Consider the following 21,575-nt stretch of genomic DNA (forward strand, 5'->3'; position numbering starts at 1 on the left):
CGCCGGATCAATGCACACTTTGGAAATAGCTCTCATCGCATTTGTTCATGGACGAGAAAGCCCGGTGCGCGCATAATCGCCCGATGAAGATGCTTCTCGCCCTTATGCTTATCTCTGCGCCTGTCGCCGCGATGGCTGACACCGTAACGCTGACGCCGGAACAGGCCGAAGCTGCAAAAGAGGCAGGAGCCGCCCGTAACGCTCGTGCTGCTGCGCTGGGGCTTGAGCCGGGTCAGGACAAGGCGATCCACGGTGAGATGGGTGTTGCCATTGGCACAGGCGGATACCGGTCAGTGTACGGCACCGCGATCGTGCCGCTGGGTGACAATGCCACACTGGGCCTGTCTTTTGCGAACGAGCAATATGGCAACGGACGCTATCGTCAGGGTTATTGAGTTTGTCTAAGCCTTGGCCGCGGTAAAACCGGTCGCAAATTCCTGATTTGGCTATAATCTCTGTCAGGGTCGCAAAAGCGCCCTGAGAGGATAGCTACCCATGACCGACGCCGATTTCAGCTCGAATCCTGATCTCCGTCAGCGCGCGATCGCGCTCTACGACGCGTTTACTCACGCTGCGCAATCGGGACAGCGGGACCGCCGAGCGTTCATGCGTGAATTGTCATTGCTGGTGGGCAGCGCAACTGCGGCACAGGCATTGCTTGCCGGGATCGGTGCCAACTCCGCCGCTGCCGCGATCCTTCCGGCCGATGACAAGAGGATCAAGGCGCAATCCATTGATTGGCCGGCGGCAAACGGTCGCAAACTGACTGGCTATACCGCACGCCCCGCCGGACCTGTTGTGAAGCGCCCTGCCGTAATGGTCATCCATGAAAATCGGGGGCTGAACGATCATATTAGAGACATTACTCGTCGCATTGCGCTTGCCGGCTATCTCGCTGTCGCTCCCGATTTTTTGAGTGTCGCAGGAGGAACACCGACCGACGAGGACAAGGCGCGCGATATGATTGGTAAGCTCGATCTGGCAGCGACAGTCGCCGATGCCGTTGCGACCGTGCATTGGCTTGGCCACATCGCGCAATCGACAGGAAAAGTCGGCGCGGTCGGCTTTTGCTGGGGCGGTGCGATGGTCAATCGGGTTGCCATCGGTGCCGGGGACATGCTGCGCGCAGGCGTCGCCTATTATGGGCCGACCCCCGATCCCACCCGCGCCGCCAGCGTAAAGGCAGCTATGCTGCTTCATTATGCGGGGCTGGACGACAGGGTAAACGCAGGCGCTCCGGCGTGGATTTCCGCACTCAAGGCAGCGAAGGTTGATGTTCAGGCGTTCACCTATCCTGGCGTCAACCACGCTTTCAACAACGACACTTCGGCGGACCGTTATAACAAGGGCGCCGCCGATCTTTCCTGGGAACGGACGCTCGGGTTTTTCGAAGCCAAACTCGGAGGCTGACATCGGCATTTGTTCTTGTTATGTTCGAAAATCGAAAAGGAGAACTGCCATGACTGCACCTCTTACGTTCTACACAAACCCCATGTCGCGCGGTCAGATTGCGCGTTGGATGCTCGAGGAGGTCGGGCAACCTTATGAACAGGTCGTGCTCGATTACGGCACAACAATGAAGGCACCTGAATATCTGGCGATCAACCCGATGGGCAAGGTTCCGGCCATCAAACACGGTGACACCGTCATTACCGAAGTGGCAGCAATCTGTGCCTATCTGGCAGATGCGTTTCCTGATGCTGGGTTAGCGCCAGCCCCTGCCGATCGTGCCGATTATTATCGCTGGCTATTTTTTGCTGCCGGGCCTGTCGAAGCGGCTATCACCAATAAATCACTGGGGGTCGAACTGGCTCCCGGCAAGTCGATGATGGCGGGCTATGGCAGCTTCGATGCCGCAATGGACGGTCTTGAAGCGGCGGTGACTGGCAAGCGCTACATCGCTGGCGACCGTTTCAGCGCTGCGGATGTCTATGTCGGCTCGCAGGTCGGCTGGGGCCTCGCATTCGGCTCGATCGACAAACGGCCTGCGTTCGAGACGTATTGGGATGGGTTGAAGGACCGGCCAGCCTATCTGAAGGCCAAGAAAATCGACGAAGCCCTGATGCCAAAACAGGCATGAAAAAGCCCGGCGGATTGCTCCGCCGGGCCTCTCATCTTTGTTACTGAAACGTCGGTGTTAGCGACGGTCGCCCATGAAGCGCAGCAGGAACATGAACATGTTGATGAAGTCGAGATAGAGCGTCAGCGCGCCCATGATGACTGTCTTGCCCATCATATCCGAACCCTGAACGTGATAGTACATCGACTTGATTTTCTGCGTGTCATAGGCCGTCAGACCGGCAAACAGCAGCACGCCGACAAAGCTGATAACCAACTGCAAACCGCTCGACTGAACGAACATGTTGATTACGCTTGCCACGATCAAACCGACTACGCCCATGATCAGGAACGTGCCGAATGCCGACAGATCGCGCTTCGTCGTATAGCCATAAAGGCTAAGCCCGGCGAAAGCGGCTGCGGTCGAGAAGAACGTCGTCGCGATCGACGCACCGGTATAGACAACAAAGATCGTCGACAACGACAGGCCCATCAAGGCAGCATAGCCCCAGAACAAGCCCTTCGCGGTCGATTCCTGCATCTTGGCAATGCCAAAGCTAAGCACCATAACGAGGCCCAGCGGTGCCAGCATGACGATCCAGCCAAGACCGGTCGGTTTTCCAACCTGATTGAACAGAACGCTCATATATGGGCTGTTGGCGAACAGCATCGCGACGATGCCGGTCAACATGACGCCGGACGCCATGTAATTATAAACGGACAGCATATAGGACCGCAGACCCGCATCGACTGCGGTGTCGCGTGTGCCAGCCAGTGATGCGGCCGCGCCTGCTGTCGAACGGGGGTCAGACCAATTGGCCATCGAAATATACTCCTTCACCCGGCGACCATCGCCGAACCTCATCAATATCGGATGAAACGGCTTCTCTTTCAAGCGAAACACAAAAAATCCGCCGAAATGCAGCGTAAGAAGCAGCGAAAAAGTCCGTTAGCAACAAAATGTAACAAACCTCTGCCTCGCAGCAACATGGCTGGACGCCAGTTATCCGTATGCTAACATTTGGAAATGGAGAGAAAAAAAAGCGTAACTTCGAACAGGCGTTACGCTAACTATGTCCTGTTCGTACTGACGATTGTTTACGTTCTGAATTTCGTCGACCGGCAAATTCTCAGTATTCTGGCGAATGACGTGAAGCGCGACCTTCACCTGACCGACGCCGACATTGGATTTCTGTTCGGGACTGCGTTCGGCGTATTTTATTCCTTGTTCGGCATTCCGTTGGGCAGGCTCGCGGATGGCTGGAGCCGGGTGAAACTCATGACCATTGGCCTCGCGCTCTGGTCGGCCATGACTGCCTTTTCGGGGTTGGCGCGCAGCGGGACACAACTCACTCTGGCCCGGATCGGAGTCGGCGTCGGAGAGGCAACTGCTTCGCCATGCGCCTATTCGCTGCTGTCCGACTATTTCCCGAAAGAACGCCGCGCGACCGCATTGGCAATATATTCATCGGGAATATTCATCGGTGGAGGGCTGTCGCTATTTCTCGGCGGCGCCGTTGCCGAACATTGGAATCAGGCATTTCCGAATGGCTCATGGGGCATCGTCGGTTGGCAAGCGGCATTCCTTGCGGTCGGCCTGCCCGGACTGGTCATCGCCATCTGGATCGCGACGTTGAGGGAGCCTTTGCGCGGGTCGGCGGATGGTATCGCCACCGTCCTCCCCCCTCACCCATTCCGTGATTTTCTGGGCGAACTGGTGACTATCGTTCCGCCACTAACGTTGATTGGCGCGGCACGAAGAGGCCCGCGCGCGTTCGCCTTCAACCTGATCGTACTCACCGCAATTTCAGCGGTCGTTTACGCTTTGATTGCGGTTACACACACGCCCGCACAATGGATTGCGGTCGGCGGAGGAGCCTATGCCGTGTTTTCGTGGGGCAACGCCCTGCGCGATCGTGACCCGCCTGCCTTCAGGCTGATCTGGGGCACACCCGCCTTCATCTATGTCGCTCTTGGCTATGGGCTGATTGCCTTCGTATCGTACGGCATCAGCGTCTTCGCAGCCCCTTATGCTGAGTCCGTCCTCCATCAGAGCAAGACAACCATAGGCCTGCTACTCGGCGGCGGCGCGGCGGCGGGCGGCTTTATCGGCATCGTGTCGGGCGGCCGCATTGCCGATGCGTGGAAAGAGAAAAAGCCCTGGGGACGCATTCCGGTCATTATGGTCGGAGCGGTGGCCCCGGTGATACCATTGATCATCGCGTTCACGACACCCAACGTCACCTTGTTCTACATCCTTGCGTTTTTCCTGCAGATGCTGGGATCGAGCGCACTCGGTGCAACTGCCGCAACGGTGCAGGATCTCGTCCTTCCCCGTATGCGCGGCACAGCCACTGCGACATTCTTCATCGCTACGACTTTAATCGGTCTCGCGCTCGGGCCGTATATGGCAGGGTTCGTCTCCACGGTGACAGGCAGCTTACGCACCGGGATCTTGTCACTGCTTGTCGTTGCGCCGTTTTCGACGCTGCTATTGATCCTTGCATGGCGCAGCGTCCCGGCGGCGGAGGCAAGCGTAATCGCCCGCGCCCGCGCCGCCGGAGAGGTCATCTAGCGTGCAGTAAAGACCCCGCACGCGATCCGCCCACCGCTGTTCCCGCTGGGATCGGTCTTATAATCATCCGGTGCTGCATGAACGACGATCGACGCGCCATCCGCATCCAGCAAGGCGCTCGCATCACCCGGCAGATCGAAAGATACCGTACCTGTGCCATCTGTCCCAATCTGCAAATTCGGCAGATCGCCACGATGTGCGCCCATTGGATTGTCGCGTCCGTGCATTTTCATATCGGGGTTCCAGTGCGGCCCGGCGCTGGCAAATGCAGGGCCTTCGCAAAGACCAATCGTATGAATATGCAAACCATGGTCGCCCGGCGGCAGCGCGCTGCCCTCTACGATCACCCGGGTCGCGCCGCCAACCCGTTCGATCCGCGCTGTGCCGTGCGTTGCGCCGCCCGCATCGCGGAGTTGCGCACTCGCGACGACATTAGCCGTTCCGCGCGGTTTCATTTGCGCCATGCAGCCACTCAACAACGCCGTGACCGCAAGCCCTGCTAATAATGCCGTCGATTTCGCCATCTTTCGTCTCCCCAATTACTACATTCAGCATTGCACGGCGGATACATCCCGCCAAGCGCTTCTGGCAAAACGCCCCGCTTCGCCATATGGCTACATCGCAATGCTAGAGGGCGGCAGGGACATTTCTGATGACGCGTATTCTGATTACCGGTGGGGCTGGATTTATCGGACACGCGCTGACGCAAATCCTGCTCGCACGCGGGGATATGGTTTTTGGGATCGACAATCTTAACGATTACTATGACCCGCAGCTAAAGCGCGACCGTTTGGCTTCCCTGACGTCACAAAATTTCACATTCGCGCAGGTAGATTTCGCCGACCGTGTAGCACTCGATACGGCAATGGCCGGGCAGCATTTCGACACGATCGTACATCTCGGCGCTCAGGCGGGGGTCCGTTACTCGATCGACAATCCGCGCGCCTATGTTCAGTCGAACCTTGTTGGTCATCTGGAAATTCTCGAACTCGCCCGGACGCGCGCCATCCCGATGGTCTATGCCTCTTCGTCGTCGGTCTATGGGGGAACACCCAACTGCCATTCCGCGTCGAAGACCGGGTGGACCGGCCGCTGTCGCTTTATGCCGCGACGAAAAAGGCCGACGAATTAATGAGCGAAACATACGCCCATCTCTATCGCCTGCCGCTGACTGGATTGCGGTTTTTCACGGTTTACGGGCCATGGGGTCGCCCCGACATGGCGATGTGGATGTTCACCGACAAAATTCTGCGGGGCGTGCCGATCCCCGTCTTTAACAATGGTGCGATGCGTCGTGATTTCACGAATATCGCTGATATTGTCGCCGGTATCGCCGCCTGTATCGACAACCCGCCTCTCGACGATGGCGCGATCAAACCCGGTGGCAGCGTCGCGCCGCATCGGATTTACAACATCGGCAATAACCGGTCGGAGGATCTGATGACAATGATCCGGCTGATCGAAACCGCTTGTGATCGAAAAGCCGTGATCGAATACAAACCCATGCAGGACGGCGACGTTCACGAAACTTTCGCCAACATCGACGCGATCAGCGACGATCTGGGTTATGCGCCGACCACAACGATCGAAACCGGCATTCCGGCCTTCGTGTCGTGGTTCCGAAATTACCGGGGAATTTAAAGCGCTTGTCGTTCAACGGGGTGCGGGTCGTCCGACGCATTCATACTCAATACCGAGCTTAGCCATATCGTCGGCATCGTAGAGATTGCGCAAATCGACGATGCGCTTTTCGACCATCAAGCCGGTAAGCCGCGCCAGATCGAGCGCCCGAAACTCATTCCATTCAGTGACGATCGCGATCGCGCTCGCGCCCTCCGCAACGGCATATGGCCCGTCGCAATAGACGACATCCGGCATCATCGTCCGCGCAACGTCCATCCCCTCTGGATCGAACGCGCGGACGGTCGCACCGGCATCGAGCAACGCTTGAACAATCGCCAGTGAAGGGGCATCACGCATGTCGTCGGTATTCGGCTTAAACGTAAGCCCAAGCAAACCAACCGTCTTGCCGCGAACATCGCCGCCCATCGCTGTGATTATCTTGCGCCCCATCGCGCGTTTGCGACCGTCGTTTACCTGAACCGTCGCCTCGACAATGCGCATCGGCGTTTCAAAGTCCTCGGCAGTCTTCAGCAGCGCCAGCGTATCTTTGGGAAAGCATGACCCGCCATAGCCCGGTCCAGCGTGGAGAAACTTCGACCCAATGCGATTGTCCAGTCCTATCCCCCGCGCAACATCCTTGACGTCCGCGCCCACCGCTTCGCAAAGATCGGCCATCTCGTTGATAAAGGTGATTTTGGTCGCAAGAAACGCGTTCGCTGCATATTTGGTGAGTTCGGCCGTGCGCCTGCTCGTAAACAACAACGGCGACTGATTAAGATACAGTGGGCGATATATATCACGCATTACGCCACGTGCCCGCTCATCATCGGCCCCAATCACGATACGATCGGGCCGTTTGAAATCATTGATCGCCGCACCTTCGCGCAAAAACTCCGGGTTGGAGACTACAGTAAGGTCGATGTCGGGCGCGACCTCCCTAAGAATACGTTCGACCTCGTCACCCGTACCGACCGGCACCGTGGATTTGGTAACCACGACAGTCGGCTTGGTAACGGCAGCTGCAATGTCACGAGCAGCCTGAAACACATAAGTCAGGTCGGCATGACCGTCGCCACGACGCGATGGGGTTCCGACCGCGATAAAGATCGCGTCTGCATCGGAGGCCGCACTGGCCAGATCAGTCGTGAAACTGAGTCGGCTGGCGGCAACATTGACCCGGACCAGTTCAGCCAGTCCAGGTTCAAAGATTGGCATTTTTCCAACATGCAGCGCGTCGATCTTTGATTGATCGAGGTCGACGCAAATGACCGAATGCCCAAAATCTGCGAAACAGGCACCGGACACCAATCCGACATAGCCCGCACCGATCATCGCTATCTTCATTACATGCTCACTTGATGATTGCGCATTGAAAGCCGGGTTGTCTCTGTCGCCGATTATCCGGCGTTCGCCAAGCCGTGCACGCCGTTTTGGCTACAACGAAAAAGAGCCGACCTTTCGGCCGGCTCTTTCCCAATTCAAATCCTGTGAAGGAATTGAAAGTATTAGTTGCCCGAACCCGGACCGTACGTGATTTCCACGCGACGGTTCTGCAGTTCGCGAACACCGTCTGCGGTCTGAACGCGCAGGTTGGTTTCGCCGAACGCCTTGCTGGTGATGACACCGGCAGGAACGCCCTTCGAGCTGACATAGGCACTGACAGCATCGGCACGACGCTGCGAGAGGCCGAGGTTGTACTTCGGTGTACCCGACGTGTCGGTGTAACCAGCCAGCATGACCTGAGCCTGACCGCAATCGCCATAAGCGGTTACGGCGTTGTCGAGGATCGACGCGGCTTCAGCTGTGATGTCCGACTTGTTCCATTCGAAGAACACGATGTACGGCCCAGGCGTGCACACAGCAGCCACTGGTGGCGGCGGTGGAGCAGGCTCAGGAGCCGGTGGTGGCGGTGGCGGTGGCGGTGGTGGAGCCGCTGGTTCACCGAAGTTATAGATCAAGCTTGCGAGCAAGCTGTGCGAACGGAACCGAGTCCGCTGGCTGACACCGTCGGTGTTGATCAGATCGACGCGGTTTTCGTTGAAGAAGCGATACTTCAAACCAACGTCAACGTTCGTCGTGACGGGATAACGGACGCCAGCAATTGCCTGATAAGCAAAGCCAGTATCTGAATCGTCAGTCAGAGTACCCTGCGTACGGATACCGTAGTTACCAAGCTTGACACGACCAACACCGGCACCGCCGCCGACGAACCCGCTAAGGCCATCGTCGCTGCCGAAGTCGAGCAGACCGTTGACCATGAAGCTAAGTACCGAAGTACGGCCGAACGAGTCATTGACACCCTGAGTCGAGATGCTCTTCAGGATAGCCTGCTTGTAGCCAACTTCACCTTCCAAACGGAAAGGTCCAAAGTCGTAACCGATGATGCCGTCGACATCGAAGCCGACCTTCTGCTTCGACTGAGCGAGGACGTTGTCGATCCTGTAGTCAGCCTTCTCAACAAGCATCCCGCCACCCTCGGCGCCGATGTACCATGCATCATTACGCGCGAGCGCGGGTGTTGCCATGGCGGTTGAGGCGAGCACGGCGAGTATAGCCAGCTTCCGCATATAAATCCCTTTTCATGTTTGTCACTTGAGACAGCTTTAACGCACTAGCCAAAGCACGGTTTCCACGCAAGTATTCAAATTAGCCGAGTGTGGCTAATTTGACACAATAGGGAGCCGCTACTCTCTAGTCGAGGCAGCAACGAGTATTGGATCAATTGGTTCCATAAAATTATGTCTTCAGAAAATCAGGCCATGACTTGCCAGCGTCTCAAGCATGGCAACCACCGCAGCGCGTGCCTGTAAATCGACGATCACCGCTCCAGTCGGTGCCGCAACCGCGGGGCGTCGGGCACCCACCACCTGCTGACCTGCAATCTATCCGGTCTTCACGCCGCGACCCACCTTCCCTGCGTGCTCTCTGAATGCCAGCCTGATAATCACGACCGACCTCATAATAGGCGACACTTAAAACCTCGGGGATAGTCGCCGCCGCCCGGCGGTTCTCGACGATGCGCGGCTCCGGCTTGAACCCTGCCGTCGCTCGGAACTGTTCCACGTCCAGCACCCGAACAGTGCCGTTCCCGTCGGAAAGCATCAGCCGCCCCCCCCATATCCACCAGCGAAACCGGCAGCGCCGCCGCCAGCGTTTCCGCAACTCCCCGCACACTGTCGCCCTGAACCGCCAGCCCCTGCATCAGCGCCGCCGTTTCCCCGACGACTGCCCCACCACTAAGCGCACCCAATATAGAGCCGACCCCAATCGCTCCCTCATCGGCAACAATCTCGAAACTCAGCGTCGGTATCCGGTTGCCATAATCGGCAAGCTGAAAATCCTCGAACACAGCCACCGCGCACCCCCGGTAAGCGGGCGTAACCCCCAGCCCCTCTGCCGAAGCGATCAGCGGATCGACCGCCTGATCCTCCCCACCCAGCAACAACCGAAACCCCGTCGCAGTCTTGAAATCGCCCCCCGCCCCGCGCAGCAGATTGCCATCCGCCCAGATCCGCCCCACGCGCATCACCGCCCGCGCCGACAGCGCCACCGCAAACGACGCCGCATAGTTGAACGTCGTCGTCTTCGGCTTGCCCTTGCCGTTCGACTGGCTCCCCCGCGTCTCGATCAGATCGGTCGACCAGATCACCGTCCCCGCCGCCCGCACCGTCCCGAACACGCGCGGGATCGGCGAACCGTAGCTCGAAGTCTGCACCGACAAATCGCCCAGCCTCGGCCCCTGCCTACCCTTTGGCGCAAAGATCCGCTGATCCGCTGCCTGCCCCAGTATCGCCCCGATAGCGCCGCCAATCGGTCCGCCGATAGCGGTCCCGACTGCCGTCAACAGCAATGTCGCCATGTCAGTTGTCCCTTTTTCGCCAAGCACCGATCATCGACCAAACCGGTATCCCCGGCGTCTCCACCACGCGCCGCAACAGCGCACACGCATGGACAAAGCCCCGCCCCGTCATCACCCCAAGATGAAACTGCGCCGGTCCCGCCTCGAACAACAGAACGTCACCCGCCTCCGCCACAGCAACCCGCTCAAATAATGCTGCTTCCCCTGTGGATAGCCCAGCCGCGCATTGACCGTTGCCAACCCCCGCGCACTTGCCCCGGTATTGCCCGCTGTTACCCAGTCGTAATCCTCGACCTGCAACACATCGAACGCAGGCGACGCCCATCCCACCGGCACATTCGCCCGCACAGCTTCCGGCGGGTCCAATACCGTCGGCAGGAACACCAGCATCAACCGCTCGGTCGCCGGATGATCTGCGCGTACAGCCGCAAACAAAGCCGCCGTCGAAGCCGCCAACACCGCCCCGCCGCATCCAGCGTCGCCTTCTGCGCCAGGCTCAAAACTCCGCGACATCGGCAATCGCCACCAGATTGAACGCCGCCACAGCCGCCGCGTCGTAAAGGCAGATCCGCCCACCCGGCAGGGTCCACCACCACGGCTCACCGATCTGAAAACGCGGAACCTGCCCCGCTGCCACCGCAATGCCGACAAACGCCCGCGCGACCGCCTTAAGATACGCCATCGCGCCCGCATTCGACGGGGACAGCACCACCGAAGGCGGCGCATATCCCAGATCGAGCGCCGCATCCCATGCCGTGCAAAATGCCGGCGACCGCTTGCGTAATTTATACAGGCCCGTCTGCGACATTCCCGCCTCGACAAGGCTCAACGAAACATTGCCGGTCACCGCAAGGCTGGTCACGAACATCTCCTGCTTGCGCGCGGTCCATCGCTCCCTCGGTTTCACCACAGTTCTTAATGCCGGTTTTTTCGCCCGGACCCTTTTTGCCTTGGCCCCATCAGTCGCGATCGCAGTCTTTCCGTCCGTCATCGCGCGCCCCTCCTCGACAATTTGAATATTCAGCAGCGCTGGCTCGATCCGAACGAGCCACCTCTCTGCCTTGTTCACGTTTTGTACCGATGCAACCCGTAAATGTCAAGCAAAAAGTGCCTATTTGGTTATTATCAACTGCTGATAGCTGTTCGCAACCGGAACAATCCCGCTCCCTGCGCTTTCACGGTGAATGGAAATCGCGCTCCCCGTTGTTGAAACTACCGGCGCGCGCAAATTTGCCCCTGTCCGTATCGGGCTCACATATTTGTGGCGCCATCGCCGCCTGCCCGACTTCATCACGCCGCAGACCTTCACCGAACTCGTGCAGCACCGCAAACTCCACGACCGCGATGCTCGCTTGCCGCTTCTCGCGGACAAGGTGCGGGCAAAGGCCGTCGTCGCCGATCGCATAGGAAGTGAATGGATTATTCCGACATTGTGGCACGGCACCACCCTGCCCGAGCGCCCCGACTGGCCGCTTCCATTCGTCGTAAAGTCACGGCACGGTTGCAATCAGATCAGCTTCGTCCGCGATTGGCGGACAACGGACTGGAATGCCCTGACCGCGCGCAGCCGTCGCTGGATGCGCGCCGACTATGGATTTTGGCTCGATGAGTGGCTCTACAGTCGCATTCCTCGCGGCATAATTGTCGAACCATTCGTCGGCACCGGCCCCGGCCTCCCCATCGACTATAAATTTTATGTCTTCGATGGTCGCGTCGAATATATCCAGATTCATCTGGATCGTGGTGCGCGACATCGCTGGATCATTATGGATCGTTCCTGGCGCCGTCGATCTGCTATTACCACAGACCCCGACCCTGCTCGCCCCGACACCCTGACACGCATGATTGCCGCGGCCGAAGAACTCGGCTGCGGCCTGGAGTTTGCAAGGGTCGATCTGTATGAAATCGATGGACATCCCTTGTTCGGGGAAATGACCTTTTACCCCGGTTCCGGTCTCGATCCTTTCAACCCTATTTCGCTCGATCAAGAGATGGGTTTTCACTGGCTGAACGCGAAGGCTTCGTTATCGCCTTAATTGAAAATCGATCACTCCGTTACTGTAAAGAATAGTACACAACCTCTGTAATAACACGAACCTCGTGGTCGGATTTTGGCCTTTTCGGACTTATTACCGCACCACAACTTATAGGTTCATTTTGCATTATATTCTTAAACCGCTTTTACATCATCGTCGGATAATCAAAGTTCAGGGACCGCGTTAGGCCGAACCCAGTTAGTCAGGATGCTCAATGGCCGCAAAGCCCGTCCCTCTCTCGATCCCACCCGATATCAAAGACGATCGGCGTGATTCAGAACGGCACATGACGATCTTTCGCGCCGGCAAGATAACGCACGCAAACCGCGAAAACCTTTGCCTCGTCAGGAATATATCGAGCAGCGGCGCGATGGCGCAGGTTTTCCAGCCCTTGCAGGTGGGCGACCAGATTTATCTCGATTTGCGGCTCGAAGAACGGATCGTCGGTCGCATCGTCTGGGTGCGCGGCGAACACGTCGGCATCGCCTTTTCACTCAACATCGCCCTTTCCGAAGTCCTGCGCTCCGAACTCGATCGCGGCCACCGCCGCCGCGCTCCCCGCGTCAACGTCGAAGCCACTGGTCGGCTTCAAATCGGTGACGATTTTTTGCCCGTCGCCATCGACAATGTCTCTCAAACCGGCACCCGCATCTTTTGCACCCGATCGCTGGCAACCGGCTGCGAAGTTCGTTTGTGGGTTGATGGTCTCGGCGCGATGCCTTCGTTCGTGCGCTGGACAAAGGACGGCATTGTCGGCCTGGCTTTTCTAAAATCGCTGTCCATCTGGGATCTTACCACTTGGGTTCGCGACCTCACGCTTGCGACGATCGGGCAAAACAAGGCGTAACCGTCGGCAAACCCTTGCCTTCAAATCCGATTTGTACGACACCGGAATCCTGAATGGTTAATCAGGGTGCCACCATGATCACACGTATTCGTGAAGTCCGTCGCGCTCAGGGACTTACCTTACTCGACGTCGCGAACAAATGCTCGCCACCGACCACCGCGCAAACAATAGGCCGTCTCGAAACCGGAACGCGCACCGTATCGGTTGGCTGGCTGAACCGGATCGCGGCAGCACTCGGCGTCACTGGCGGCGACCTCGTCGACCTCCCGACCCAACCCGACTTGCCCGTCGCCGCAACCCTCGGCTTCGCCGGCGTCAATGCCCCCCGACACAACACCGTCGTCGCCCCCCTTCACCAACGCCCGGCATGGTTGCAATCACCGTGGACGGCAGCGTCGGCGAATACCGGAGCGGCGATGTCATATGGTGCGAACGGATTGCGCCCGACGGGTTTGCCGCCCTGCTCAATCGCGACGTCCTGATCCCCCGCCCCGCCGGACGCTTCGTCTTCGGGCGCATGATCGGCCGCGACGGCGATCGCGTCCAGATTTTACCCTTTGGCAGTGGCAGTCGCCAGCAAGTCATCAGCGATCCCGCCTGGGCCGCCGTCGCGGTCAAACTCATCCGCCCAATCTGAACGACCATCCAAATCTCGCGTTCTTTTCGTTTTACGCGCGTCGAGCCAGTTCGATAATGGACGCTGTCCCATCAGTGGTTGCTCGATCACCTTGAAACCTATGACCCCGACGCCGATCGAAAGAACTGCACTGAGCATTATGACCCCGATCAGCTCGACCATGCCCATAGCGGGATAGCGACCGACACCGACAATCATATGGCTGACAATCCACAATGAGAATGGATGCAGCAAATACAGGCTGAAACTAATATCGCCCAGCAACCGCAACGGCCGCATCCCGAGCAACGCGAACCATCGACGGCCCTGCAATACGGCGATGAAAAAGGGAGTGAGCAGAATTGCCTGCGGCCATGCGCGACTGTCATGATAGCCAAACAGCACAATCAGAAACCCGGCCAGACCCAAAATCTGCCACAAAGTTTTTCCGCGCGGGCTATCGCAGCCGACGAGCACCCATGCCGCAGCACCCACCACAAAAAAGCTGAACAGCGGATTATATACCGAGCACACAAACAGCCCGAAAAAAAGCGGCCATGGGGATCGAGCGATCCGCATGAAATAGCCTAAAATCGGCAACAACGCGTAAAGCATCCATTCAAAGCGGAGCGTCCACACCTGCCCAAAAAAGTGTAAAATGTTGGCGGTATTTACCGGGTAAATCTCGACGAAAGAGAAAAGACCCAATCGCACAATAGACGTCACAATTTTTTGCGGCGAGACGAGCAGGGTAAAATCCGTCAGGTAAAATGCGCAAAAAACTGTCAGGCAAACCAGAACGGAATACAGCGGAATAATCCGCCACAAACGACTTTCAACGAACTTCACCAGATCCAAACGGCCATCATTCCTGATAAGCGCGCCGCAGAATAGATAAGCTGAAATCATGAAAAATATGGCGACCCCGGTCGAGCCAAGCTGGTTTTGAAAATGACTCTCCGGAGCGCCAGTCCGCCCACGCGCCTGCTCAAGATAAGTCATTATCGCGTGGTGAACGACCACCCCTAATGCAACGACGCCGCGCAATCCGTCGAGCGTGTGAATTTTGGCCGCGCTACCCTTCACCATGGCATCAGACGGCAAAGGCAAAATGCGAATCACAAGCGCCAGCACCGCTATCGTCAGAAGAAACGCAAAGGCCGCCGCCCCGCTCACCCAATCGATCATTCACAAACCTTATCGAGGGTAAGCTAAATTTGAGAGCAGCCGATGCGAGCCCGGCATCCAAACCAACTCAGCCGTTCGCGCCGGATATCGTCATATTGTTCCGATATCGCAACGAAAATCTTTATAGCAATTTAACCGATTGTTCGTCTCTCACAACTAACCTCGCCCAATAACAAAAAATGGCAAATCGGGCATGTTGGTTTTCGCGGCGCTAAATTTATCTCGAAACGTGCAGTTCCACCTGAACATCGTACCCGGTGTCGCAGTATCCATTTGCCATTACCCCGCGCGTGACTGCCGGAGCCGAAAGTAATGGCTATTACTCTTGTTTTCACTTTGATTTTGGCGCTGTCGATATGGATCGTGCTCCGCGAACGCGCGATCAGGGTGCTGGCTGACCGACTTGAAACCATAGTGAATGCACCCGATCGTCAGGACCATGCAAAGTCTGGCGCTCTGCCTCGCCTGAGTAACGCCATCGGCATCATGGTCGCGCAACTGGCCTCCGTCGGACATCGTTTGCCACAACGCCACCCGATAACCGGCATGGCAACGCGTGAGCTGCTGATCGACGCGATCGACACCAGAGGGCCGGGCCATTCCGAAAGCTGCCTCGGCGTGATCGAAGTCCTCGACTTCGATCGACTTTGCGCCTTCGATGCTCAGAGTGCCGAACAACTTATCAAGGCGATCGCAACGCGGATCACAGATATGGTCAACTCCAGCCGCGTGGTCGCACAGATCGACCGCGGTCGCTTTGCCATCTGGTTCGGCGCAACACCGATGTCCGATGCAAGGGCAGAATTCGATGCTCTGCTTTATGCCCTGCAAAACAGGGTGACGGCGGACACGATCGACCTCCTTCCGCAATTCGCCTGCGGTCTGGCCATCGAACAGGGTGAAAGATTGCCTGGAACCGAGTTCTTGGCGCGGGCAATTGCGGCGCTGGTTTCTGGAACCGGCGATGGGGCTGCTGACGGCGATGTCCGGATCGTATCGGCCAAGCAGCGCTTTGTGTTCGAACAAGGTCTTCGTCAGGCGATTGCCCGGCACGAATTTCGGCTGGTCTATCAACCGTTCGTCAATGCCGATGAGGAACGCGTCAGCGGAGGCGAAGCCCTGCTGCGGTGGGCAAGCGCGGAACACGGGGACGTTCCGCCAACCACATTCATTCCGATCGTCGAAGCTGTCGGCATGGCCGAAGAAGTCGGCATGTGGGTTTTGAACGAGGCGTGCGACGAAGCGGCACGCTGGCCTTTTTCTGGCCTCAGCGACCTGAAAGTAGCGGTCAATCTTTCGGCTCTGCAACTTGGTCGCGGTGACTTCGACGCGGTCGTCGAACGCATGTTGAAACGGCACTCCATGCCTGCCCGTGCGCTGGAACTGGAATTGACAGAGACCGTAGCGGCGGGAAAATCGCTCGGAATCGGCAATCTTTTCCAGCGCCTGCGCGCGCTGGGCGTATCGATGTCGATCGACGATTTCGGTACGGGATTTTCCAGTCTCAGCTATCTGAAGAACCTCAAATTCGACAAACTCAAGATCGACCGTGAATTCGTCACCGATGTTCATCGTCAGCGCGACAGTCAGGCAATCTGCCAGAGCATTATCGCACTCGGTCGCGGTCTCGGCATCGAAGTCCTTGCCGAAGGCGTGGAACAGTGGGACGAATTCGCCTGGCTGCGTCGCTACGGTTGCGCGCTTTACCAGGGTTATTATTTTTCCAAGCCGCTGATGCCGCGTGAATTTCTCGCTTTCGCATCCGACAAGGATCACATCCGCTCGCTCGTCGAAGTCGGCCCAACAACATTAAAAAACCGCATCAACGAGCATATGACATGACTGTCTCTCTTTCTGTTTCCCGCAAAAATCTGCGGGGATATCTCGCTGTTTCGGCAATGATCGCGCTTGCCGCGTGTTCGTCATCGTCGGTCATTCATCGCCCCGACATGATCCAGCCGATCAGCAATCGCGCGCAGTTCGACGATGCGGTCGCGTTGCTTGTCGATGGCGACGTCAAAGCCGCACGCAAGATGTTGTCGATGATGGCAAAACGCGACCCCTCCGATCAACAAACAGCGGCGTTAATCGCGAGTCTCGATGCCGATCCAGTGGCTGCGCTCGGCACCAAGAGTTTTGCTTACCGGGTTCAGCCCGGCGACCACATGACCTCACTTGCCCAGCGCTTTCTTGGTGATCGGCTGAAATTCTATTTGCTGGCGCGGTACAACAGCATTGACGTTCCGAAGAAGATTGTCACCGGGCAGACCCTGCGCATTCCGGGCACCGCGCCCCCGGTCGTGGCCGCTCCGCCGCCCCGGCCCATCGTCAACGTACCTGTCCACCCTCCTGTCGCGCCGCCTGTCGAAGCCAAACCAGTACCTAAGCCACCAGTCACCGCACCCTTGGCAACCCCACTCACGCTTCACCGCGCGGCTCAATTGCGCGGGGCGGGGCTTGCGGCTCTAAACGCGGGCAAAGTCGATCGCGCGGTGACGCTGTTGCGACAAGCGGCGGCGCTCGACCATGACAGCCCGGCGATCCGAACCGATCTGGCACGCGCCCTGCGGATTCAGGCCACTGTGGCGGCGCGCCGATGACCCGGATCGGCCGCTACCGCATCGGAGCAGCAATCGGCGAAGGCGCGATGGCTCAAGTATTCCTTGCCCATGATCCGAGCATCGAACGCACCATCGCGATCAAGGTTCTGCGCCCGGAACTGCGTGGCGACCCCGAGGTGGTACAGCGATTCCTGAAAGAATCACGCGCCGCCGGAATGTTGTCACACGCCCACATCGCAACGATCTATGACGTCGGCCAGTCTGACGGCATTCCCTATATCGCGATGGAACATGTCGACGGCGATTCGCTTGAGACGATGCTCACTCATCAGGGTCGGCTGACGACGGAGCGCGTTCTGGCACTCTCGGTGCAGATTGCCGATGCGCTCGATTTTGCCCATCGTCACGGTGTCATCCACCGCGACATTAAACCATCGAACATCCTAATCACCGATAAGGGACGCAGCGCCAAACTGCTCGATTTCGGCATCGCGCGCATCGAAATTCTGGGCGAGGCGCGGGCCGAACGTGAGGTATCCAGAACGGTCGTCGGACAGATCATGGGAACGCCGCGTTATATGAGCCCCGAACAGGCGATGGGATTGCCCGTCGATCATCGTTCCGATCTGTTTTCGCTAGGATCTGTCATTTATGAAATGACCGTAGGCAAGCCGGCGTTTCCCGCCAATGGTCTCGCCAGTCTGGCTATTCAAATCGCGCAAGGTTCGCCGATCCCCATCGAACAAGCCATAACGGATTGCCCCCGCGGGCTGCGGTTCGTCATTGCCAAATTGCTCGCCAAGAAACCGGCGGATCGGTTCACGAGCGCTGCTGCCGTGCGTGACGTTTTGAAGCTTGAGCTAGAGGCTGTGCAGCAGGATCGCGATGTTCGGCGGCGCGGGCTTGCGATGCGCACGAAACTTTCGCTGACGATGGCGGCAACGGCGGCAGTCGCGCTGGGATTGAGCGTCGGCTTCGTCCTCGATAGCCAGAAATCCGCGCTGGAGACAATGGCACTGACATCTGCGTCGTCGATGACCAGTTTCGTCGCCCGCAACGTCGGCGTTCGTATGGCTGAAAACGCGGACCTTCCCGTCGCCGAACAGGACTGGCTGCCAGTACAGGCATTTGCCGAAACGGCGGCGGCACAGGGTAATGTCCGCCTGCTGACTGTGGCCGACGAGGGTGGAGTTATTCGCGCAGCGGACGACAAAGCACTGATCGGCAAACGGTATGTGGCCAGGGGAGCCAGCGATGCGGCGATCGTCGGCGACAAGGGTTTTCGGATCACCCGCACGGTTCGTTACGCGGGGCATAATTTTGGCAGGGTCGATATGGTTATCGGCCGTGGCGCGCTCGACGGTGCGATGCGCACTGCCGAGATTTTGTTGTTCGCACTGTCGCTTTTCGTTGTCCTCGTCGTTGCTGCGGTTGGTTATTTCAGCGCCCGGCAATTGTCCGCTCCCCTCCGGCGGCTGAACAAGGCGCTGACCGATGTCGCAGGCGGGAATACCGCATTTCGGATCTCGCATCGACGGCGCGACGAAATCGGCAGCCTGTTCGACACGTTCAACGATCTTGTCGAACACATTGAACTGAGCCGAAATCCCGATGCTACGGGTGACGGTCCCGTCTCCGATGCTACCAAGATCGTCGTAGCACCGACCCTTCCTCTCAAACGCCGGGTGGCCTGATGTCTGCACTTTATATTCTCAAGATGTTCGAAAACGCCGATCTGGCTCAGCCGGTCGATGCCCGTCTGCTGCGAGCGGGAACGATCACGATCGGGCGCGACCCGGCGAACGACTGGGCAATTGCTGATCCGAAATGCGAGATCTCCCGGCGACATTGTCAGTTCGATGCGACGGACGAGGGGCTGACGCTCACGGTTCAGGGCGCAAACGGCGTTTACGATGCCGATACGCAGGTGCGCTTACCGGATAATGTCGCTGCCCCGGTTTCGGTGCCGAGCAGTTTCCTGATTGGTGACTACCGCATCGTCGTCGCGCCCGCACCGCAGACCAACGATGGCGATCAGCGCGAGGGGCAGACGCTCATCCTTTCGCCACCGCTCGGGACTTCGATCGACATACCCGCCGACTATAACGACTCCGAATATAAATCGGGGCAGCCGGGCGACGGCTCGCTTCTGGGCGCGTTTTGTGAAGGTGCCGGGCTGGACGTCTCGGCCTTCGCTCTTGAAGATCCCGATGTCATCATGCGGCGCGCTGGCGCGGTTTATCGGCAGATGGTGCTGGGCCTTGGCGATCTGATGGTCGAGCGCGAACGCGTTCGCCAGCAGTTCCGGATCGCGCGAACGACGATCGGCAGTGCCAATAACAATCCGTTCAAATGGGCACCCACGCAGCGGCTGGCGCTCGACCTGCTCCTGGCCGAGGAACATGGGTTTCTGAGCGGCCCGGCAGCACTCAAAGCCTCGTTCAAGGACATTAAAAAGCACCTTATCGCGACCTTCGCAGGGCTGCACAAATCGCTCATCGCGGCCGTCAAAATGTTCGATCCTGAAGTGATCGACGCTGCCACGGCCAGTCAGGGGTCGCTGCTGAAACCCCGGTCCACGATCCATGTCGAGGAACATGGGCGGCGGCACCGCGATCTCATGCGCCAGATAGAGGGCGGAGAAGACGGCACGCTGAACCACGTATTCGTCGCCGAATATGATGCAATATCCGCCGATCTGGAAAGCCGCCTCGCGTGATCAGACCGGCGAGCATCGGGTTAGAGGCCACGGTGTTCGACACCGCGTCACGAACCCATGTTGGCAAGGTCAGGGAGATCAACGAAGACCGTGTGCTGATGCAGTCCGAAGTGGGACTTTGGGCAATCGCAGACGGAATGGGCGGCCACAGCCTTGGCGATCAGGCGGCAACAATAGTCGTGCGCGCGCTGGGTTCCATGAATCGCGCAACGCCTGATCAACTGGCCATCGGCGCTGCGCTCCAGTTTGCAAATGATGCCACGCTGGAACTGGCGCAGACGGCTGGCGTCACTTGTGGATCGACGGTTGCCGGAATTTGCATCTCGAACGATGACTGCATGGTCTTTTGGGTGGGGGACAGCCGCGTCTATCGTTTGCGCGGCGACAGCCTGGTTCGGCTAACCCACGATCATAGTTTCGTCCAGCAGCTAACCGACGCCGGCGTCATGACCGAGCGTCAGGCCCGCGCCGACCCACGATCGAGCATCATCACCCGCGCACTTGGCATCGCTCCCATCTTCGAAATAGATATCGTGTGGACTGATGTCGTGACCGGCGACCTGTTCCTGATCTGCTCCGATGGCCTAAGCGACATGATCGACGACGCCGGAATATCGTCCTTGATTGCCCACGGCCACCCCGAAGACATGGCCGACCGCCTGATCCGCGCCGCGATGGCCGCTGGTGGAACCGACAACATCAGCGTCGCAATCATCATCTGCAACGGGTAAATTTCTGCGCGTCTAATTCGGCCCCGTTAACAACCGGCACCTCGTTCACACCGCGCTTGGCTCAATGGCGAACACCAACAGCGTCGAAGTCGCGGATGCGCACAGGCGTCCCTCGGCATCTTTCAACGTCGCCTCGGCAAAGGCAGCACGTCGGCCGATCGACAGGATGCGACCCTCGGCGCGTACCGGTCCGCTCATGTCGCTCAAGGGTCGGTGGTAAGCGACCTTCAACTCCAGCGTCGTGTAACCCTGTTCGGCGGTAAGCCGCGAATGGACCGCACAGCCGCACGCACTGTCGAGCAGCGTCGCCGCATAGCCACCGTGAACCGATCCGATCGGATTATAGACGCTGTGGTCGGGATGCCCCTCGAACACGGCGCGCCCTTCCTCGATCTCGACCAGCGAAAAGCCCATCGTCACCCCGATGGGCGGTGGCGTACCGGCATCGATCAGCGTGCGCAGTTGTTCCAGCCCGCTTCGGCCAGCCACATTGTTCTTAATCACGTCCATAGCCGCGCTCCGTTCTAATCAGTTGGCCCCCTTTACCCGCGTGGTCGCCGACTGACAGGGCATTATACTTTCTTAACGCCGGGGCATTCCAATCCCCGGCGAACCTTAACGCCATTCGCTGGCATGGGTCGCGTCTGACTTAATGACAGGCGGACCCATGCCCATCGATTTAATGCTCGGCGCGATCGTCGCCGCAATCATCCTGTTCTACCTGCTGGCCGTGCTCGCACGCCCCGAACGATATTGAGGGAG

20 protein-coding genes and 3 pseudogenes are annotated in these 21,575 nt (G+C 58.4%); 14 read left to right on the forward strand and 9 right to left on the reverse strand.

Annotation, left to right across the window (positions count from 1 at the left end; translation table 11 throughout):
- The first annotated feature begins 83 nt into the window (after positions 1-83).
- The 3 genes from D3Y57_RS07990 to D3Y57_RS08000 all read left to right on the forward strand — a co-directional run bounded on the left by D3Y57_RS07990 (position 84) and on the right by D3Y57_RS08000 (position 2,080).
- A complete protein-coding gene (locus D3Y57_RS07990) occupies positions 84-395 on the forward strand; it encodes a hypothetical protein (protein ID WP_162987048.1) in 312 nt (103 codons plus the stop codon).
- Between the two features lie 100 nt (positions 396-495).
- Entirely contained in the window at positions 496-1,410 is a 915-nt protein-coding gene (locus tag D3Y57_RS07995; RefSeq protein WP_121152551.1) for a dienelactone hydrolase family protein, read from the forward strand.
- Between the two features lie 49 nt (positions 1,411-1,459).
- On the forward strand, positions 1,460-2,080 hold the full coding sequence (locus D3Y57_RS08000) for a glutathione S-transferase family protein (protein ID WP_121152552.1): 621 nt from the start codon (positions 1,460-1,462) through the stop codon (positions 2,078-2,080).
- Positions 2,081-2,137: 57 nt separating this feature from the next.
- Here D3Y57_RS08000 and D3Y57_RS08005 read toward each other — a convergent pair whose 3' ends face one another.
- Positions 2,138-2,881, reverse strand: a complete 744-nt coding sequence (locus D3Y57_RS08005; protein ID WP_121155612.1) for a Bax inhibitor-1/YccA family protein — start codon at positions 2,879-2,881, stop codon at positions 2,138-2,140.
- A gap of 204 nt (positions 2,882-3,085) precedes the next feature.
- Here D3Y57_RS08005 and D3Y57_RS08010 point away from each other — a divergent pair, with 204 nt between their 5' ends.
- Positions 3,086-4,633 (forward strand): MFS transporter, encoded by a 1,548-nt coding sequence (locus D3Y57_RS08010; protein WP_121152553.1) that lies wholly within the window; start codon positions 3,086-3,088, stop codon positions 4,631-4,633.
- Here the strand turns inward: D3Y57_RS08010 and D3Y57_RS08015 are convergent.
- Positions 4,630-5,157, reverse strand: a complete 528-nt coding sequence (locus D3Y57_RS08015) for a superoxide dismutase family protein (RefSeq protein ID WP_121152554.1) — start codon at positions 5,155-5,157, stop codon at positions 4,630-4,632. The genes D3Y57_RS08010 and D3Y57_RS08015 overlap by 4 nt on opposite strands.
- A 128-nt stretch (positions 5,158-5,285) precedes the next feature.
- On the opposite strand from D3Y57_RS08015, the pseudogene D3Y57_RS08020 reads away from it, so the two are divergent.
- Positions 5,286-6,274, forward strand: a pseudogene (locus D3Y57_RS08020) (GDP-mannose 4,6-dehydratase).
- 12 nt (positions 6,275-6,286) lie between these two features.
- Here D3Y57_RS08020 and D3Y57_RS08025 read toward each other — a convergent pair.
- The 5 genes and pseudogenes from D3Y57_RS08025 to D3Y57_RS21600 all read right to left on the reverse strand — a co-directional run.
- A complete protein-coding gene (locus D3Y57_RS08025) occupies positions 6,287-7,600 on the reverse strand; it encodes a UDP-glucose dehydrogenase family protein (protein ID WP_121152555.1) in 1,314 nt (437 codons plus the stop codon).
- Between the two features lie 161 nt (positions 7,601-7,761).
- The gene (locus D3Y57_RS08030; RefSeq protein ID WP_121152556.1) at positions 7,762-8,823 is read right to left on the reverse strand and encodes an OmpA family protein; all 1,062 of its coding nucleotides are present in this window, start codon (positions 8,821-8,823) and stop codon (positions 7,762-7,764) included.
- A 208-nt stretch (positions 8,824-9,031) separates the two neighbouring features.
- Complete coding sequence (locus D3Y57_RS21595) at positions 9,032-9,328, reverse strand: phage tail protein (RefSeq protein WP_430739029.1); 297 nt, start codon at positions 9,326-9,328, stop codon at positions 9,032-9,034.
- Complete coding sequence (locus tag D3Y57_RS08035; RefSeq protein WP_162987049.1) at positions 9,213-10,115, reverse strand: hypothetical protein; 903 nt, start codon at positions 10,113-10,115, stop codon at positions 9,213-9,215. The genes D3Y57_RS21595 and D3Y57_RS08035 overlap by 116 nt, the downstream gene beginning before the upstream one ends.
- Before the next feature lie 168 nt (positions 10,116-10,283).
- A pseudogene (locus tag D3Y57_RS21600) lies at positions 10,284-10,845 on the reverse strand (non-contractile tail sheath protein); the annotation flags it as partial.
- Positions 10,846-11,299: 454 nt separating this feature from the next.
- Between D3Y57_RS21600 and D3Y57_RS08050 the strand changes: the two are divergent.
- The 3 genes and pseudogenes from D3Y57_RS08050 (at position 11,300) to D3Y57_RS08060 (ending at position 13,635) form a co-directional block, all read left to right on the forward strand.
- A complete protein-coding gene (locus tag D3Y57_RS08050; protein WP_121152560.1) occupies positions 11,300-12,151 on the forward strand; it encodes an ATP-grasp fold amidoligase family protein in 852 nt (283 codons plus the stop codon).
- Positions 12,152-12,365: 214 nt separating this feature from the next.
- Positions 12,366-12,998, forward strand: a complete 633-nt coding sequence (locus D3Y57_RS08055) for a PilZ domain-containing protein (protein WP_121152561.1) — start codon at positions 12,366-12,368, stop codon at positions 12,996-12,998.
- Positions 12,999-13,072: 74 nt separating this feature from the next.
- A pseudogene (locus tag D3Y57_RS08060) lies at positions 13,073-13,635 on the forward strand (helix-turn-helix domain-containing protein).
- Here D3Y57_RS08060 and D3Y57_RS08065 read toward each other — a convergent pair.
- A complete protein-coding gene (locus tag D3Y57_RS08065; RefSeq protein ID WP_162987051.1) occupies positions 13,549-14,748 on the reverse strand; it encodes an acyltransferase family protein in 1,200 nt (399 codons plus the stop codon). The pseudogene D3Y57_RS08060 and the gene D3Y57_RS08065 sit on opposite strands and share 87 nt — an antisense overlap.
- Positions 14,749-15,114: 366 nt before the next feature.
- Here D3Y57_RS08065 and D3Y57_RS08070 point away from each other — a divergent pair, with 366 nt between their 5' ends.
- The 5 genes from D3Y57_RS08070 to D3Y57_RS08090 are packed head-to-tail and all read left to right on the forward strand — an operon-like array spanning position 15,115 to position 20,813.
- Positions 15,115-16,644, forward strand: a complete 1,530-nt coding sequence (locus D3Y57_RS08070; RefSeq protein WP_121152563.1) for a putative bifunctional diguanylate cyclase/phosphodiesterase — start codon at positions 15,115-15,117, stop codon at positions 16,642-16,644.
- Positions 16,641-17,402, forward strand: a complete 762-nt coding sequence (locus tag D3Y57_RS08075; protein WP_121152564.1) for a LysM peptidoglycan-binding domain-containing protein — start codon at positions 16,641-16,643, stop codon at positions 17,400-17,402. The genes D3Y57_RS08070 and D3Y57_RS08075 overlap by 4 nt, the downstream gene beginning before the upstream one ends.
- Positions 17,399-19,057, forward strand: coding sequence for a protein kinase domain-containing protein (locus D3Y57_RS08080; RefSeq protein ID WP_121152565.1), 1,659 nt, complete (start codon positions 17,399-17,401; stop codon positions 19,055-19,057). The genes D3Y57_RS08075 and D3Y57_RS08080 overlap by 4 nt, the downstream gene beginning before the upstream one ends.
- Positions 19,057-20,082, forward strand: coding sequence for a type VI secretion system-associated FHA domain protein (locus tag D3Y57_RS08085; RefSeq protein ID WP_121152566.1), 1,026 nt, complete (start codon positions 19,057-19,059; stop codon positions 20,080-20,082). The genes D3Y57_RS08080 and D3Y57_RS08085 overlap by 1 nt, the downstream gene beginning before the upstream one ends.
- Positions 20,079-20,813: a PP2C family protein-serine/threonine phosphatase gene (locus D3Y57_RS08090; RefSeq protein ID WP_121152567.1), complete on the forward strand. Its 735-nt coding sequence runs from the start codon at positions 20,079-20,081 to the stop codon at positions 20,811-20,813. Before D3Y57_RS08085 ends, D3Y57_RS08090 begins: the two co-directional genes overlap by 4 nt.
- A 45-nt stretch (positions 20,814-20,858) precedes the next feature.
- Here the strand turns inward: D3Y57_RS08090 and D3Y57_RS08095 are convergent, their stop codons facing one another.
- On the reverse strand, positions 20,859-21,323 hold the full coding sequence (locus tag D3Y57_RS08095) for a PaaI family thioesterase (protein WP_121152568.1): 465 nt from the start codon (positions 21,321-21,323) through the stop codon (positions 20,859-20,861).
- Positions 21,324-21,480: 157 nt separating this feature from the next.
- Here D3Y57_RS08095 and D3Y57_RS08100 point away from each other — a divergent pair, with 157 nt between their 5' ends.
- Positions 21,481-21,570, forward strand: coding sequence for a potassium-transporting ATPase subunit F (locus D3Y57_RS08100; protein ID WP_121155614.1), 90 nt, complete (start codon positions 21,481-21,483; stop codon positions 21,568-21,570).
- Positions 21,571-21,575: the final 5 nt, after the last annotated feature.

This window comes from Sphingomonas paeninsulae, from assembly GCF_003660165.1.
In the GTDB taxonomy this organism is placed as follows: Bacteria; Pseudomonadota; Alphaproteobacteria; order Sphingomonadales; family Sphingomonadaceae; genus Sphingomonas_O; species Sphingomonas_O paeninsulae.

What these genes read in the sequence shown, in the direction of transcription:
- D3Y57_RS07990 (WP_162987048.1), top strand. Translation starts at nt 84, where the DNA reads ATGAAGATGCTTCTCGCCCTTATGCTTATCTCTGCGCCTGTCGCCGCG.
- D3Y57_RS07995 (WP_121152551.1), top strand. Translation starts at nt 496, where the DNA reads ATGACCGACGCCGATTTCAGCTCGAATCCTGATCTCCGTCAGCGCGCG.
- D3Y57_RS08000 (WP_121152552.1), top strand. Translation starts at nt 1,460, where the DNA reads ATGACTGCACCTCTTACGTTCTACACAAACCCCATGTCGCGCGGTCAG.
- D3Y57_RS08005 (WP_121155612.1), bottom strand. Translation starts at nt 2,881, where the DNA reads ATGGCCAATTGGTCTGACCCCCGTTCGACAGCAGGCGCGGCCGCATCA.
- D3Y57_RS08010 (WP_121152553.1), top strand. Translation starts at nt 3,086, where the DNA reads ATGGAGAGAAAAAAAAGCGTAACTTCGAACAGGCGTTACGCTAACTAT.
- D3Y57_RS08015 (WP_121152554.1), bottom strand. Translation starts at nt 5,157, where the DNA reads ATGGCGAAATCGACGGCATTATTAGCAGGGCTTGCGGTCACGGCGTTG.
- D3Y57_RS08025 (WP_121152555.1), bottom strand. Translation starts at nt 7,600, where the DNA reads ATGAAGATAGCGATGATCGGTGCGGGCTATGTCGGATTGGTGTCCGGT.
- D3Y57_RS08030 (WP_121152556.1), bottom strand. Translation starts at nt 8,823, where the DNA reads ATGCGGAAGCTGGCTATACTCGCCGTGCTCGCCTCAACCGCCATGGCA.
- D3Y57_RS08035 (WP_162987049.1), bottom strand. Translation starts at nt 10,115, where the DNA reads ATGGCGACATTGCTGTTGACGGCAGTCGGGACCGCTATCGGCGGACCG.
- D3Y57_RS08050 (WP_121152560.1), top strand. Translation starts at nt 11,300, where the DNA reads ATGGAAATCGCGCTCCCCGTTGTTGAAACTACCGGCGCGCGCAAATTT.
- D3Y57_RS08055 (WP_121152561.1), top strand. Translation starts at nt 12,366, where the DNA reads ATGGCCGCAAAGCCCGTCCCTCTCTCGATCCCACCCGATATCAAAGAC.
- D3Y57_RS08070 (WP_121152563.1), top strand. Translation starts at nt 15,115, where the DNA reads ATGGCTATTACTCTTGTTTTCACTTTGATTTTGGCGCTGTCGATATGG.
- D3Y57_RS08075 (WP_121152564.1), top strand. Translation starts at nt 16,641, where the DNA reads ATGACTGTCTCTCTTTCTGTTTCCCGCAAAAATCTGCGGGGATATCTC.
- D3Y57_RS08080 (WP_121152565.1), top strand. Translation starts at nt 17,399, where the DNA reads ATGACCCGGATCGGCCGCTACCGCATCGGAGCAGCAATCGGCGAAGGC.
- D3Y57_RS08085 (WP_121152566.1), top strand. Translation starts at nt 19,057, where the DNA reads ATGTCTGCACTTTATATTCTCAAGATGTTCGAAAACGCCGATCTGGCT.
- D3Y57_RS08095 (WP_121152568.1), bottom strand. Translation starts at nt 21,323, where the DNA reads ATGGACGTGATTAAGAACAATGTGGCTGGCCGAAGCGGGCTGGAACAA.
- D3Y57_RS08100 (WP_121155614.1), top strand. Translation starts at nt 21,481, where the DNA reads ATGCCCATCGATTTAATGCTCGGCGCGATCGTCGCCGCAATCATCCTG.